Genomic DNA, 15416 nt, shown 5'->3' with positions numbered 1-15416 from the left:
AGAGGTGGCTTTTGATTATTTATGTAAATCTAAGTTACTGCTTAATTACTCTAATGGTTTTAGTCGTATTAGCAATGGTTACTTTAACAAAATAAGTACCATCTTGTAAGCTAGACATATCTAATTCACTATCAACAGTGTTTGGAGTAGCTCTTAACACTTCTTGACCTAGCATGTTATACATTGTCACGTTCTCAATAGTGTTTTGAGCGTTTAAAGTTAATGTATTTTGTACTGGGTTAGGGTAATACGTAAACGCAGCTTCGTCTTGTATATCATCAATACTTAATGGGTTACAAAATACATTTGCTACCCAACCTGGTCTTTGAACAGAACCATCAGAAGTAAATACGAAAGTCACACAACCAGAAGGATCAGTTGATGTAATCATCATACCTTGTAAATCTCCTGTACCTGCAGCTGGCGTATCATTTCTGTCCCAACACCATATTGTGCCACCACCAGGTGGATCAATTGTTGGTGCAGTGTTATCAGGACCATCATGAATGGTTAAACCATCATAACATGCTGAAGCACCATTATTCTCAGTACTGAAAAATGTAAAGTCTACTGTAACAGCATCACCTGGGTTATCCGGACAAATAGTATAAGTTATGTTTTCATTATCTGAATAGTTACCACTCTGTCCTCCTGAATCTAAGAAGATTCCATTAGTACAATCTGGTGGTACAGCAACATATGGAGTTGAGAAAGCAAACGGACCTGCCCATGCAGAAACGCCATCAATACCACAATCTGCCTGCACATAGTACTGATATGAATTGTCTCCTGATAAGCCCATAGCCGTGTATGGGTTTGTTACACCAGTTGCTGTTGGTGTACCAGTAGCTGTACCTCCTGCTGTTACATCTACAATCTCAATATTCCATGAGGTCGCAGTACCATTTTCAGTCCAACCCAAATCAGCTGTAGTCTCAGTAATATTCGTTGCTGTCAATGCTGAAGGTGTAGGACAAGTTTCTAAGGTTGTAAATGAGAAAGGACCTGCCCATGCTGAAAAATCACCGCCACCGCAACTTGCACGAACATAAAAATCATAAGCTGTATTCTCAGTTAAGCCCGATGCAGGATAAGGATTTGCTACGCCTGCAGCCGTCGGTGTACCTGTTGGTGTGAAACCATCTAAACCAAGTTCAACATCCCAAACAGTAGCAGTGCCATTTTCTGTCCATCCTAAATCAGCAGTTGTATCAGTAATATTCGTAGCTGACAAAGCATTAGGTGTCGGACAAGCAGGCAACTCTGTAAAAGCTACATTATCAATAGCTATATCTCCTTCAAAAGTGCCAGCTCCTGTTGCTCTCAAAGTTATTGTAATATTTTGCCCTGAATAAGCAGATAAATCAACAACCGCCAATTCCCATGGGGTAGTTGCTGTTGCCTGTTGCTCGCCAGAAAGTGTCCATACATTATCAGTTCCGTTTACCAATACGTCTAGAGTACCTATTTCAGCACCAAACATATGGTAGTTAAAAGTTAATGCCGGTGTTGTGAGCGCTGTTAAATCTACCAATGGAGATACTAATTCTGCGATATCACCTACTGAAGAGCCCGATGCTTCTGTAAAGAAATAATTTCCTGTAGTAATCGACGGATCTGGCCCTGTACCACCTGAGGAGGTGTCAGTTCCCGCTGCTGATTCCCAATAATAATTAGAACCTGTGTTTGAACCTGACCAACAGTTTTCAGAACTAAATGGAGCAGTTGAAACCGTAAATGATTCAAAATCTACTGCGTAAGGCGCCGCAATAGGTGCACATGCTGTTGTAAAGGTAAATGGTCCAACCCAATTTGATGTTCCTGCTCCACCACAATCTGCTTGTACATAAAAATCGTAAGCCGTTTCAGCCATTAAACCAGAAGCCGGGTAAGGATTAGCAACACCTGAAGCTGTAGGTGTTCCTGTTGCTGGCGTACCACTAGTTACAAGTTCTACATTCCAAACCGTAGCTGTACCATTTTCTGTCCAACCTAAATCTGCTGTAGTATCAGTTACACTAGTAGCAGTTAATGCAGAAGGATCAATACAAGAAGGTGGAGTCGCAGAAACTATTGTTGGAGACTCTACACAAAATCCATATTGCCATCCACCAACGTCATCGTAAGACACACGATATTGAAAACCGGATAACTGTGTTGGAGTAAACCCAGAGATATCTAACACTGGGGTGCTGTAAGCCTCAGAAATCGTACAATTCTGATAATTTGAAACCGTTGTTGTATTGCCCGCAAATTGATAAAGCTGCGACCATGTCATAGCATCGGCATCATAAACTTCAATAGCCAAAACATCGCCACCTAGAGCATAATAGGTGAAAGCACCACTAATGGTGATCCAAGTTTCACCTGCCCCGGAGGCAGCTGTTAAGTCTATGACTGGCGATGTCACCATAACCATATCGACATTACCATTTCCTGCAGCATCATCATCAAATGTAAATGTTGCTCCAGCACCTGATGGATCAGATAAAAGCCCGGCCGGATTGTAAGTTCCTGATAATGTCCAACCTGCATTAGGCCAGTTTGCTGGCTGATTTAGCGTTTGTGAAATACCCACAAACGTCCCAAGCATGAACATTATTACAAAAACATTAATTGTAATTTTTTTCATATAAGTTTAAATTTTAAGTTAGTAATATGTTAAAAATATATTAATATTTTCCAATAACAGTAGGCATACATAGCAAATCGATAAACAACATAAAACATCGTTGAAATACAATGGACTGATTACACGAAAAAAATGTCAAATTTAATTCTTCAAAAAGCTCAAAACGTTATAGTTGATTTGATTTTGTAATTTGATAAAATAGTGCCCAGAAGATATATCACCAATATCAATTTTCCTGTTTTTATTGATTTTACCAGTCTTTATAAGCCTACCGCTTAGATCAAAGATTCGGAATGAAAAATCACCTATTTCATTGGTTTTAACATTTAAATAATTATCTGTTGGATTGGGATAAATACTAATACCATCATTTTCATAATTATTGATAGACAAGTTAGAGCCTTCAACAATATTTAACGTTTGGTTTACTGAGACATTATACAGTATATCTTCGATACCACTAAGCCAAGTAACTTTTACATAGTCAATCACTGTATCTGAGCCTATACCAAAAAATTCAGTGCCACTATTTTGTCCCAAATAACCTTCCCCACATAGCGTATACCTATATTGCTTATGACCATTAACACTAATCTCTATAGTAGAACCTATACCTTGTCTATTACTCGTTGTACCTTCTAATTTCACCTTTAACCAGTTGTTATTTTGTGTGGTTTGGTTTTTCCAGAGAAATAAATCATCATTGTTGGAGTTGTTAACGATAATTTCAGGGTAACCATCATTATCAATATCACCAATTGCATTAGCATAGCTCTGTGCGTTATCATTATTAAAACTCCCGTTATTTAATAAGGAAAATGTATTGTTAGTTTGATTTTCATAGAAAGCTGATGATAAAAGCCCAGATACCGTACCATCAGATTCCGCACTTACATAAAGGTCTAAATCACCATCGTTCTCAGCATCTAAAAAAACCGAACCCCACGCAGCACTATTAAACGTCGTGCCAGAGATGGTAGCCATGTCGGTAAACGTACCATCTCCATTGTTTTTAAACAGTACATTGCCATCTAATCCATTAGTAACATAAATATCAAACCAACCATCATTGTTATAATCTCCTATAGTTGTGCTCATAGCATCAATCGAAATGTTGGTATAAGAGGATTCCCCAACTTCTGTAAAAGTACCGTTACCGTTATTACGATATAGTAAGTTTTGTGTTTGTGTTTTATCATTAGCCACATAAATATCTTGCCAACCGTCATTATTATAATCAAAGAAAGCAGAGCAAAACGATAAATGGCTTTCTGTTCCTATTCCAGCAATCTCACTTACATTAGAAAACGTACCATCTCCATTGTTTTTAAATAGATAATTTGGAATTTGAAAATTGACATCTCTATTACTTAAAAACACATCTAAAAAGCCGTCATTGTTGTAATCTCCCCAAGAGGCACCAAAAGTAAGTATGTTTGGCATTGGTAATCCTGACTCAACAGTTACATCCGTTAAGTTTCCACCATTATTTTCATATAGCCTATTACCACCAGTATCACTAGTGACATATAAATCAAAATCACCATCATTGTCATAATCTACCCAAGCTGGGTGTCTTTGCTGAAACGTATTAATTGGCACTAAGTTTGTTTCAGGAATAAAAAACCCTTCCGATATATTCTTTAAAATTATAAGATTTTGAGCATCTTCAGTAGCTATTGTTATGTCATCCATGCCATCGTTATTATAATCGAAGAAAGAAATTCCCCCACCATAATCTATGATTCCACAAGATGCACCTGCTCCGCGAGCTGAAGCCTGGTCCTGAAAGTTTATCTGACAGTTAACCTCCTTAAGATTTAGAATGAGAACTGTTAAAATTATAATTCTTAATTCCATTATTTATTAAATAAATATCTAGTTTTTTAACAACTTAAGGGTTTTTGTAAATCCGGTTTCAGTTTTAAGCCAACCATAGTAAAGCCCCTGTTTTAAGTGCTTAACGTTTATGCTAAGATTACTTCCGCTACTCTTTCCCGATAAAATTTCCTTTCCTAAGGCATCAAAGATCTTATAGTCGCTTATACTATCTTGTGAAGTAATATTTAAAATTTCATCTACAGGGTTATTATATGTCATCTTTGATACTAGGTCATTGTCTTGAATAGACAATGTTGAGCCCTCAACTATACTTAAGGTTTGGTTTACCGGGACATTATATAGTATATCCTCAATGCCACTAAGCCAGGTCACCTTAACATAATCAACAGTGGTGTTTTGTCCCGCTCCAAAAAACTCCGATTGAGAATTTTGTGACAGGTAACCCTCGCCGCAATGTGTATATCTAAATTGCTTTTCTCCATTAATGGAAATCTCGATAAACGAGCCTATACCCTGTCTGTTACTTACTGTTCCCTCAAGATTAACTTTCAACCAATTATTTGTATCTGGTGTATTATTTTTCCATAAAAAGATATTGCTATGACTTATATTATTAACAGCAATTTCCGGATAACCATCATTATCTGTATCTCCAATCGCATTACCATAACTGTAAGCAAAATCATTTGGAACGGCAGCATTGTTTAAGTTAAATGTGCCATCACTATTATTTTGATAAAATGCAGATGATAACTGACTTGTAATACTACCATTATTTTCACCACTAACATACAAGTCTAAATCCATATCATTATCGGCATCAAGAAATACAGCACTCCATCCCGTACTATTAAAAGTAACATTATATAACTGTGCCATATCCGTAAATGTACCGTCACCATTATTGACAAATAGTACGCTATCATTGGGATCATTCGTGATATACATATCTAACCACCCGTCTTTATTAACATCCCCAACCGTGACGGTCATGGCATCAATACTGATGTCCGTTCCAGTTTCTTGAGCGACTTCTGTAAACGTGCCATCTCCATTATTTCTGTACATTAAATTACGGTTGGTATATTTATCATTAGATACGTAGATGTCCTGATCTCCATCATTGTCGTAATCCAAGAAAGCAGAACAAAAGGACATGTATCCTGTACTCAACAAACCAGCCTCTGTATTGGCTAAAGTGAAAGTTTTGTTTCCATTATTTTTGTAAAGAATGTTTGGAATGAAATTGTCTCTTATACTAACAAAAGCGTCTAAAAATCCATCGTTATTATAATCGCCCCAAGATGCACCGTAATATGGCAATTGATCTGGAAGCATCCCTGAAGACGCAGTGATATCTTGCATGATCATATTGCCTAAATTCTCATATAGTTTTACTCCAGAATTATCACTTGTTATAAATAAATCATGGTCTCCATCATTATCTATATCAACCCAATTGACCTGTTTAGCACTTAAGTTTTCAGTAACTACATTTAGATTGTGTACAACGAAATTACCGTTAATATTCTTGTAGAAATAGATGGGATCACCATTAGCCGAAGCAATAGTAATATCATCCCAACCGTCATTATCATAATCGTAGAAACTAATCCCATTACCCAAAAATGTGTAACCGCAACTTGCTAAAATACCTACTTGCTGTGAACTTTCTGCAAATGATATTTGTGCGACCGCACCATTAAATACCATCAAAATCAAAATCCATGCATATCTCATAACCTCAAAATCATATTTTATATATGATGATGAAAATATAAGATTCATATGAATTTAACAAAAAAAGCATAGCTATTTAACAGCTATGCCTTAATAATTGCGTTATAATCAAAATATCTACATATCTTTTGTGAATGTTTCCATAACAGCATCACTTACTCCCATATTACTAAATCCACCATCATTATAAAGATTTTGTAAGGTTACACGACGAGTTAAGTCACTAAAGAGCGTCACCGTGTAATTGGCGCAGTCCATAGCGGTTGCATTACCTAATGGGGACATTTTTTCTGCGTAAGCTATAAAACCGTCAAAACCTTTGACTCCACTACCTGCTGTAGTTGGTGTTGGAGACTGTGATATTGTATTTACCCTAACTTTTTTGTCTCTACCAAAGAAATATCCAAAACTACGGGCAATACTTTCTAAATACGCCTTATTGTCTGCCATATCGTTATAATCAGGAAATACACGTTGTGCTGCCATGTAAGTTAAAGCAACAATACTTCCCCATTCGTTCATTGCATCTGCCTTATAGAGTGTTTGCATGACCTTGTGAAAGGACATTGCGGATACATCTGTTCCTTTTTGCGTCCAATCATAGTTTTGATCTGTATAATGCCTTCCTTTTCTAACATTGATAGACATCCCTATTGAATGTAAAACAAAATCAATTTTACCACCTAAAATCTCCATTGATTTTTCGACCAGGTTTTGTAAATCCTCTTCAGATGTTGCGTCAGCTGGAATAACTTGTGAACCCGTTTTTTCTGCCAATGCATTAATTTGTCCCATTCGCATAGCGACTGGTGCATTGGTCAGTACAAATTCACCACCTTCTTCATGCACACGTTCTGCTGTTTTCCAAGCGATTGAATTTTCATCAAGTGCTCCAAATATGATTCCCTTTTTTCCTTTAAGTAAGTTATACATAGTGTATTATTTAGTCAGTTTTAATATGTAAATATAGTATTAATTCAATAATTGTTTGGCATGCGCCACTGCAGATTCCGTAATATTCACTCCACCTAACATCTGCGCAATTTCTACAATGCGTTCTTCTTCATCAAGACGCTTCAAGTCTGTATGCGTACTATTGTTCTTATCTGATTTAAAAACTTTGAAATGAGAATTACCTTTTGCAGCAATTTGTGGTAAATGTGTAATTGTAAAGACTTGCATTTTCCCACTCATTTGTTTCATAATATCTCCCATTTTATTTGAAATTTCACCCGAAACCCCTGTGTCAATTTCATCAAACATAATGGAAGGTAGCTGAATATACTCGGATAATATCGCTTTTATAGCCAACATAATTCTAGACAATTCACCACCCGATGCCGATTTTTTTAATTCGTTGTAGTTAGACCCTTTATTAGCCATAAATAATAGCTGTAAATTGTCCTTTCCATTAGATAAGAAACTATCTGATTCCGTTAATTGGAATTTAAACTTAGCGTTTGGCATGCCCAATTCAGACAGCATACCTTCCAGCTTTTGGGTTAAAGTCGGTACAACTGCTTTTCGTTTTTTACTTATATCTAATGCTATTTTATTCAGATTGCCCTCCAGTTTCAATAAGTCCTCCTCAGTCTTTTTTATTGTATCGTCTAGATTCTCCGTATTAGACACTTTAGATGCTAGCTCATTTTTTATGCTAATCAAATCTTCAATTTGCGTCACCGCATGCTTATGAAAAAGGTTATTGATGATTTGAAGTTGATCACTAATATGTTCTAATTCTTGAGGATCGTTAGAAAGTCCCTCTTCTAAATCATCTAACTCTAAAAGAACATCATCCAACTCTATATGAACACTTGCGATTCTTTCAGCTAAAGCTTCATAGGCCTTACCAAAACTTGATATCTTATTAAGTTCTTGTTTTAGTGTATTTAACTGATCTATGACACCTTGATCATCCAAAGTAAGGATGGCTTTAGCATTAGCTAACTTCTCACCAATAATTTCAACATTATTAAGTTGCTCGTATTGGGATTCTAAATCTTCCAGACGGATGGATTCCAATTTTACATCACTTAATTCATTAAGTAAAAACAAATTATAGTCATATTCCTTTATCATCTCAGCTTTGTCTTCCTTTAAAGCTGTTAATGTCTTTTGCTTGCCTTTATATTCTTGAAGATGAGTATTGTAATCGTTCAATAATACTTTATTATCCGCTAAAGCATCAATAACCTTAAATTGGTATTCGTTCTCAATAAGCTGTTGCGTTTGATGCTGAGAGTGGATATCTATTAGGCTTGAACTCAACAAGGACAAACTATCCAATGTTGCTGGAGTATCATTTACAAAGGCACGAGACTTCCCTGATGGCAATATTTCTCGCCGAATGATGGTTTGTACATCATAATCTAAGTCCAAATCCAAAAAACGGTTTTTCAAGTCGTAGTTGGCGATGTCAAAGCTTGCCTCAATGATACATTTTTCGTCCTTATTCTTTACTTGACTCAAATCTGCACGTTTCCCCAAAACAAGCGATAAGCCACCCAATAAAATAGATTTTCCAGCACCAGTTTCGCCAGTAATAATGGTTAATCCATTGTTGAACTGAACATTGAGCTCATCAATTAGCGCATAGTTTTTTATGTAAAGTGATGTAAGCACAAATTAAGTATTATGATATACAAAAGTATTGATTCTGCATCAAGTTAAGAATGAGAAATCAAAAAAATAAATGAATAATTAGAACTTAATTTTACGCCATTTCTGGGAGTGCATTGGCGCAATTTTGTTCAAAATATCAACTGCCTCAGTAATATTTACACTCGGTCCTCCAGAAAGTATATCCATTAATTCATCTGATTTTGCATCGAAAAATACACGCATGAGGTATGAGTTTGGGCGTCTTCTATGAATTTTTTGCAATTCGGATAACGTGTCTATAACCGTTGATTTACCTTTTTTTGTGTCCTCAGCCATAACGTCCATACCCTCTCTATGGTAGGTATACATAGTAGACCTGATTTCCTTAAAGGTAGGAGACAATAAATTATCAATTAAAGCAAAACGCGATTGTAACCCATCCTCGAGCTTCCAGCCTTGTCCATTAAGCTGTTGGGAGTAGTTGGCAATGGTCTGTGCTTGAGCAAAATACTCGTCGCCTCCGTTTAGGGTGAAGGTATCTGCATCCATTCCCAGAATCATAAAAACATGAAAAGAAATCACAGATACAAGGTTAGATTCAAATTGAAGTGGGTTAAAGACCAAATTCTGAAATTCTAAATACTTGAAATTAAAGTCTCTATCATTATAGTTGTAAACTGGCGAACTGTACGTTGAATTAAAAATCGGTCTTGAGGATGATACCTGTAGCGTTGCGCTAAAACTGTCATTTTCGTAGTTTGAAACATTAATAACCATACTACAATTGATGCGCTCTTCTACACCAAAAGGTTGATCCGTCCATTTGGTATTATTAATGAATTCGTTGAGTTGCTTTTCTAATGTTCTAAAAACAACATTATTATCGTTACCTGTTTGTTGGGCAATGACACTCACCGTACAATTCAACTCTTGCGAAAAAGCAAAGGTTGAAGACAAAAAAGCCAATACTAATACTATTCTACGCATTTCGTTGTTTTAAGATCTGTTGCAGTAAATCCTTAGCAACTTCAGCTTTGGATTTTAACTGGTTTTTAATAACATCGTTAGAGGATGTTATAAATGTAACTTTATTTGTTGACACTCCAAATCCCGCACCTTTATCTTGCAAGGAATTAAGAACGATTAAGTCCAGGTTCTTTGATTTAAGCTTTTCCATTGCATGTTCAAGCTCGTTATTGGTTTCTAATGCAAAACCAACGAGGAACTGTTGTTTCTTTATTTCTCCTAAAGATTTTAAGATGTCTTTGGTTTTCTCTAACTCTATAGTAAACGTTGAATCCTTCTTTTTTATTTTTTTGGAATCAACATTTTTTGGCCTGTAGTCGGCCACAGCCGCTGAGAGAATAGCTATGTCAGAAGATTCGAAATGTTTATGCACTTCACTGTACATTTCTTGTGCGCTCATTACAGGTTTTAAAACAACTTGGCTATGAGTAATGGTTTGATGTGTAGGTCCTGAAACTAAGATAACCTTAGCTCCAAGATTAGCAGCAGCTTTAGCGATTTCAAAACCCATTTTTCCACTAGAATGATTACCAACAAAACGCACAGGATCTATAGCTTCGTATGTAGGGCCAGCCGTAACCAGTACCTTTTTCCCATGTAATGGCAGCTGATTTAAAATATCTTTTTCAATAAAATCTACAATATCTTCTGGTTCGGCCATACGACCTTCACCAATTAAACCACTCGCCAATTCACCAGTACCAGCTGGAATCATAACATTACCATAAGATTCCAATTTGTTAAAAGACATTTTTGTAGACTGGTGTTTATACATATCTAAATCCATGGCTGGAGCATAGTACACCGGACATTTAGCAGAAAGATACGTTGCCAGAAGTATATTGTCACAAACCCCATTGGCCATTTTTGCTAACGTATTAGCTGTTGCTGGGGCAATGACAAAAAAATCTGCCCAAAGACCTAATTCTACATGATTATTCCAAACCGCATTGTCATCGTCTTCATCTACAAATGAGGAATATACAGGGTTTTTTGATAATGTTGAAAGTGTGAGAGGGGTAATAAAGTCTTTAGAAGCAGGCGTCATAACAACTTTAACGTTAGCGCCTGCTTTAATGAATAGTCTCACCAAACTGGCGGACTTGTATGCGGCAATACCTGCGGTAATGCCCAATAAAATGTTTTTGTCTCTTAGAATAGACATCTAAGGATTATTGCTGAGGATCCTCAGTATTTCTATGGTAAATCTTACCGTCTAACCATTCCTTTACTGCTAAGGCGTGTGGTTTAGGTAGTTTTTCATAAAACTTAGAAACTTCTATTTGTTCCTTGTTTTCAAAAATTTCTTCAAGACTATCATTGTAAGTTGCAAACTCTTCAAGTTTATCAATCAACTCACGTCTAATATCTGTATTAATTTGCTCTGCGCGTTTAGCTATTACAGAAATAGCTTCATAGATGTTATCCGTTGGCGCATCCACCTCATTTCTGTTGTAGGTAACTGTTGTAACAGGAGCATCTGTCTTTTTTAAATCCATCATATAATGATTAACTTTTTGTAAATGTACTCAATTCTTTTTCTAATTCTTCTTTCTTTGTATTGGCTTCCTCCAAATATTTAGAGTTTGGATATGCCCTTAAAAGCGCATTGTAATACCCAAGAGCATCATTGATTCGCTCTTCTTTTAAATCATCTATACTCAAAACTGCTAGATTGTGTGCCGCATCAAGCCTGTAAAACAAGGCATCTTCTCTTAAAGACGACCCAGGAAATTCTAACAGAAAGTTATTAAATGATTTAATGGAAGCTTTATAGTCTCTTATCAAATCGTACTGCTTAGCAATTTCAAATGCCTTCTTCTCTAATTTAAAATCCAGCTCCTTAACTAGTGCATTAGCTTCAGGTAGGTACTCTGACTTAGGATAAGTATTTACAAACAACTGCAATTTTTCTATGGCCTCTACAGTCTCCTTCTGTTCTTTTGAATAAACCGGTGAATTAAAATAATACCCTTTTGCCGATTTAAATGCAGCTTCCTCAGCCTTTTCACTTTGGGGATAGACATCTGTAAATTTATCGAAATGATAACTTGCAATGTAATAGTCTCCCATTTCGTAAGAACAGTTAGCATGCATGAAAGTTAACTTTTCTGCCTGTGGCTTTCCTCTATACTTTGGCAGAATTTGATCTAGCAATCTTTTAGATTTGCTCCACTTTCCTACCTCATACAACTCGTCAGCCATTGTAAATTTCTTAGCAATGTCTTCAGATTTTAAGGCCTTCTGAAAATCACTACATGATACCAATAGGATGGCTGCGAAAAGTATGTATGTTGCTTGCTTCATAAATTTTAAACAGGATGCAAAAGTATGCATTATTAACGGATTTTAAAAACAAAAATTATATGCTAAAATAAACCTGCTTAAGTCCGCCAATCCTTATTTATGGTAAGTTTAACTTTTACCTAAATCTTTTAGTGCCTTTTTTATCTCAATTTTTAGCTTATCAGTAGCTTCAACAAGCGGTAAACGTACACAAGACTCAGAAATTTTGAGCGCTTCTAAAACCGCTTTTATACCAGCAGGATTATTTTCGGAAAATATTAATCGTGTCATTGGCATTAAGTCAAAGTGTATTTCGTAGGCTTCTTTGGCTTTACCAGCAATTCCTAAACGAATCATCTCAGAAAATTCTTTTGGCAAGGCCTGGCCAATAACCGAAATGACTCCAGAACCTCCTGCTAAAGCTATACCTAAAGCTAAATCGTCATCACCAGATATCACTAGGAAATCGTCAGGTTTGGTCCTCAACAATTCTAAATATTGGTGAACGTTATTACCCGCTTCTTTCACCGCAATGATGTTTTCAAAATCTTTAGCGAGTCTTATAGTTGTTTCCGGCAGCATATTAGACGATGTTCTTCCTGGAACGTTGTATAATATGATTGGTTTTGGAGATATCTGGGCAATGGCTTTGAAATGTTGATAGATACCTTCTTGTGTTGGTTTACTGTAATACGGGGAAACTGACAAAAGCGCATCAATTTCAGATAAATCCGTTGTCTTTATTTCATTTATAACAGACATGGTATTATTACCACCAATTCCCAATACTAGCGGCAATCTACCCTTGTTTACTTGTGATATAAACTTTATCAACTCTTTCTTTTCATCTGCTGTAACCGTAACACTCTCACCTGTAGTTCCACTAATAACTAAGTACTCTGTACCGTTATCTATATTGTATTCTACCAATCGCTTTAGAGCTTCAAAATCAATACTCAAGTCTTTCTTAAATGGTGTAATTAAAGCAACACCTGTCCCTATAAATTTGGTCATTATAATTTATTTAAAATATTTAAATACTTCTTTAACTCTGTTTTAAATGTTTGTATGTCTTTTGGATTTATATCTATGATTAAATCGTACAACCGCTCATCTCTCCTACTAAGGCCAACTTTTAAATTGGCTTTTGATGCAGCCGTAATTAAGTCCAGCTCCTGTACTCCATTTTTGTAATAACTTACCAAAACATCAAAAGGCTCATCTATAAATGCTTTTAAGTCTATATTATTGATTTTTCCTTTCCATCCAAAATGTTTAGGTGTAAAATAGGTTTCCCATTGACTACCCTCATACTTATCATCATTTGTAAAGGCGACAATTTTATGTTTTGGAGAATTTAAATTTAGTTCCTTAAAATAATTTCTAAAAACTTCAAAGTCTTCAAACTCATTTGCATTAAGTAAAACCGCAATAACCTTAACCTTATTATTGTTCACCACAGCTTTGCGCGCCGACAATAATTTGTTTACATATTTTTGATTTGATTTTTCCTTAAATGCCTTTAAAATCATTTATCTTTAGCCTTTAATGCAAATTTAACAAAGCACAACCATTTTTTAATTACTATTCAACTAAAACAATGATTAAAAAATCACTTTTAATAATTCTTTTTTTGAACCTAGTTTATTCGTGCAAGGATGTACCAAATAGAATTGAAGGTAATCGCTTGGATATTAACGAAAATATAACTGCAAATAAAGAAATTGAGGACTTCATTTCACCTTACAGAAATAATGTGAATAAAAATTTAGACAGTATAATATCTTATGCTCCTGAAACCTATTCTAAAACTGATGGCGAATTGAATACTGCTATTGGTAACTTTATGGCAGATGCCGTTTTTAGTGAAAGTAACCCTATATTTTATAAGCGTACGGGTAAGAATATAGATTTTGTTTTACTTAACCACGGTGGTATTAGAGCTATTATTTCAGAAGGCAATATTACAACAAGAACAGCTTATGAAGTTATGCCATTTGAAAATTCGGTAGTAGTTGTTGCCTTAAATGGCACACAAATCAATAAATTGTTAGATTACCTCTCTAAAGCTAAACGCGCTCATCCTGTTTCAAATCAGATTGAATTAACCTTAGACGAAAACTTTAATATCAAAAAGGCATTAATTAGTGGCCAGCCTGTATCCGAAACCAAAACCTATTATGTAGCCACCAATGATTATTTGTATAATGGTGGTGATCGTATGACATTCTTTCAACCTAATGATAGCTTATATACACTAGATTATAAAATAAGAAATGTATTAATTGATCACTTTAAAAAGGTAGATACCATTCGTCCAAAAATTGATAATCGTTTTACCAAGTTAAAAGCAGAATAATGAAAAGAAGGGACTTTATACAACAAACAACAGCGGCTACAGCATTACTTGGTTTAGGTACATTAAGCCTACAATCATGCAATACCAAAAGAAAGCATATTACCATACTACATACAAACGATGTCCATAGCCATATAGATCCTTTTGGGCCTAACGATAAAAGAAATGCCAACAAAGGTGGTGTAGCAAGACGAGCAACCTTGGTTGAAAATATTCGAAAAGAAAACCCAAATACCATTCTTCTTGATGCCGGTGATATTTTTCAAGGTACACCATATTTTAATTATTATGGTGGAGAGCTAGAGTTCAAATTAATGAGCATGCTCAATTACGATTTAGCTACCATTGGAAACCACGATTTTGATAATGGCATAGATGGTCTCTATGCACAATTACCCCACGCTAAATTTGAATTTGTTTCAGCCAACTATGACTTTTCAAATACTGTAATGGATACGCATGTTAAGCCATATAAAGTCCTTGTAAAAGATGGTGTAAGAATTGGTGTTTTTGGCCTTGGGATTCAACTTGAAGGTTTAGTGGATAAAAAAATGTACAAGGAAACTGTTTATAACAATCCTATTGAAATTGCACAGGATATGTCTAGAATTTTGAAAGAGGATGAAGCTTGTGATTTAGTTATTTGTTTATCGCATATTGGCTATTATTACGAAAAGCATCCAGATCGGGTATGTGACTTGAGTCTAGCCAAAGCAACAAAGGATATAGATTTAATTATTGGTGGTCATACGCATACCTTCTTGCCAAAACCAACAATATCAAAAAACAGTATAGGTAAAAACGTCCTTGTCAATCAAGTTGGGGCTTATGGTTTGTACCTTGGTAAGATTGATTTCTATTTCGAACAAGGTAAACCATTGTATTCAGATGGTACAACTATAATTGTTTGATGCTTTTTGATGAATA

13 protein-coding genes are annotated in these 15416 nt (G+C 35.5%); 2 read left to right on the top strand and 11 right to left on the bottom strand.

Annotated features, from left to right (window positions below; all coding sequences use genetic code 11):
- Window positions 1-34: 34 nt before the first annotated feature.
- The 11 genes from ACFQ1K_RS09510 to ACFQ1K_RS09460 form a co-directional block, all read right to left on the bottom strand.
- Window positions 35-2632, bottom strand: coding sequence for a T9SS type A sorting domain-containing protein (locus ACFQ1K_RS09510; protein WP_320556010.1), 2598 nt, complete (start codon window positions 2630-2632; stop codon window positions 35-37).
- A gap of 141 nt (window positions 2633-2773) precedes the next feature.
- Window positions 2774-4492: an FG-GAP-like repeat-containing protein gene (locus ACFQ1K_RS09505; protein WP_320556011.1), complete on the bottom strand. Its 1719-nt coding sequence runs from the start codon at window positions 4490-4492 to the stop codon at window positions 2774-2776.
- Window positions 4493-4510: 18 nt separating this feature from the next.
- Complete coding sequence (locus ACFQ1K_RS09500; protein ID WP_320556012.1) at window positions 4511-6262, bottom strand: FG-GAP-like repeat-containing protein; 1752 nt, start codon at window positions 6260-6262, stop codon at window positions 4511-4513.
- Window positions 6263-6331: 69 nt separating this feature from the next.
- Window positions 6332-7147 carry an enoyl-ACP reductase FabI gene (locus ACFQ1K_RS09495; protein WP_320556013.1) on the bottom strand — a complete coding sequence of 272 codons (816 nt, stop codon included), beginning with the start codon at window positions 7145-7147 and terminating at the stop codon, window positions 6332-6334.
- A 39-nt stretch (window positions 7148-7186) separates the two neighbouring features.
- Complete coding sequence (gene recN / locus ACFQ1K_RS09490; protein ID WP_320556014.1) at window positions 7187-8839, bottom strand: DNA repair protein RecN; 1653 nt, start codon at window positions 8837-8839, stop codon at window positions 7187-7189.
- 78 nt (window positions 8840-8917) lie between these two features.
- Entirely contained in the window at window positions 8918-9805 is an 888-nt protein-coding gene (gene porD, locus ACFQ1K_RS09485) for a type IX secretion system protein PorD (RefSeq protein ID WP_320556015.1), read from the bottom strand.
- Window positions 9798-11009: a bifunctional phosphopantothenoylcysteine decarboxylase/phosphopantothenate--cysteine ligase CoaBC gene (gene coaBC / locus ACFQ1K_RS09480; protein WP_320556016.1), complete on the bottom strand. Its 1212-nt coding sequence runs from the start codon at window positions 11007-11009 to the stop codon at window positions 9798-9800. The genes porD and coaBC overlap by 8 nt, the downstream gene beginning before the upstream one ends.
- Before the next feature lie 7 nt (window positions 11010-11016).
- Window positions 11017-11343: a DNA-directed RNA polymerase subunit omega gene (locus tag ACFQ1K_RS09475; protein ID WP_320556057.1), complete on the bottom strand. Its 327-nt coding sequence runs from the start codon at window positions 11341-11343 to the stop codon at window positions 11017-11019.
- Window positions 11344-11353: 10 nt separating this feature from the next.
- Window positions 11354-12151 (bottom strand): outer membrane protein assembly factor BamD, encoded by a 798-nt coding sequence (locus ACFQ1K_RS09470; protein ID WP_320556017.1) that lies wholly within the window; start codon window positions 12149-12151, stop codon window positions 11354-11356.
- A 108-nt stretch (window positions 12152-12259) separates the two neighbouring features.
- Entirely contained in the window at window positions 12260-13144 is an 885-nt protein-coding gene (gene dapA, locus ACFQ1K_RS09465) for a 4-hydroxy-tetrahydrodipicolinate synthase (protein ID WP_320556018.1), read from the bottom strand.
- Entirely contained in the window at window positions 13144-13662 is a 519-nt protein-coding gene (locus tag ACFQ1K_RS09460; RefSeq protein WP_320556019.1) for a DUF6913 domain-containing protein, read from the bottom strand. Before ACFQ1K_RS09460 ends, dapA begins: the two co-directional genes overlap by 1 nt.
- Before the next feature lie 101 nt (window positions 13663-13763).
- Here ACFQ1K_RS09460 and ACFQ1K_RS09455 point away from each other — a divergent pair, with 101 nt between their 5' ends.
- Window positions 13764-14489: a 5'-nucleotidase gene (locus ACFQ1K_RS09455; protein WP_320556020.1), complete on the top strand. Its 726-nt coding sequence runs from the start codon at window positions 13764-13766 to the stop codon at window positions 14487-14489.
- Window positions 14489-15400: a bifunctional metallophosphatase/5'-nucleotidase gene (locus ACFQ1K_RS09450; protein ID WP_320556021.1), complete on the top strand. Its 912-nt coding sequence runs from the start codon at window positions 14489-14491 to the stop codon at window positions 15398-15400. The genes ACFQ1K_RS09455 and ACFQ1K_RS09450 overlap by 1 nt, the downstream gene beginning before the upstream one ends.
- The last annotated feature ends 16 nt before the right edge of the window (window positions 15401-15416 follow it).

This window comes from Winogradskyella aquimaris, assembly GCF_042676105.1.
In the GTDB taxonomy this organism is placed as follows: Bacteria; Bacteroidota; Bacteroidia; order Flavobacteriales; family Flavobacteriaceae; genus Winogradskyella; species Winogradskyella aquimaris.
This window is presented reverse-complemented; position numbering and strand designations above follow the sequence as displayed.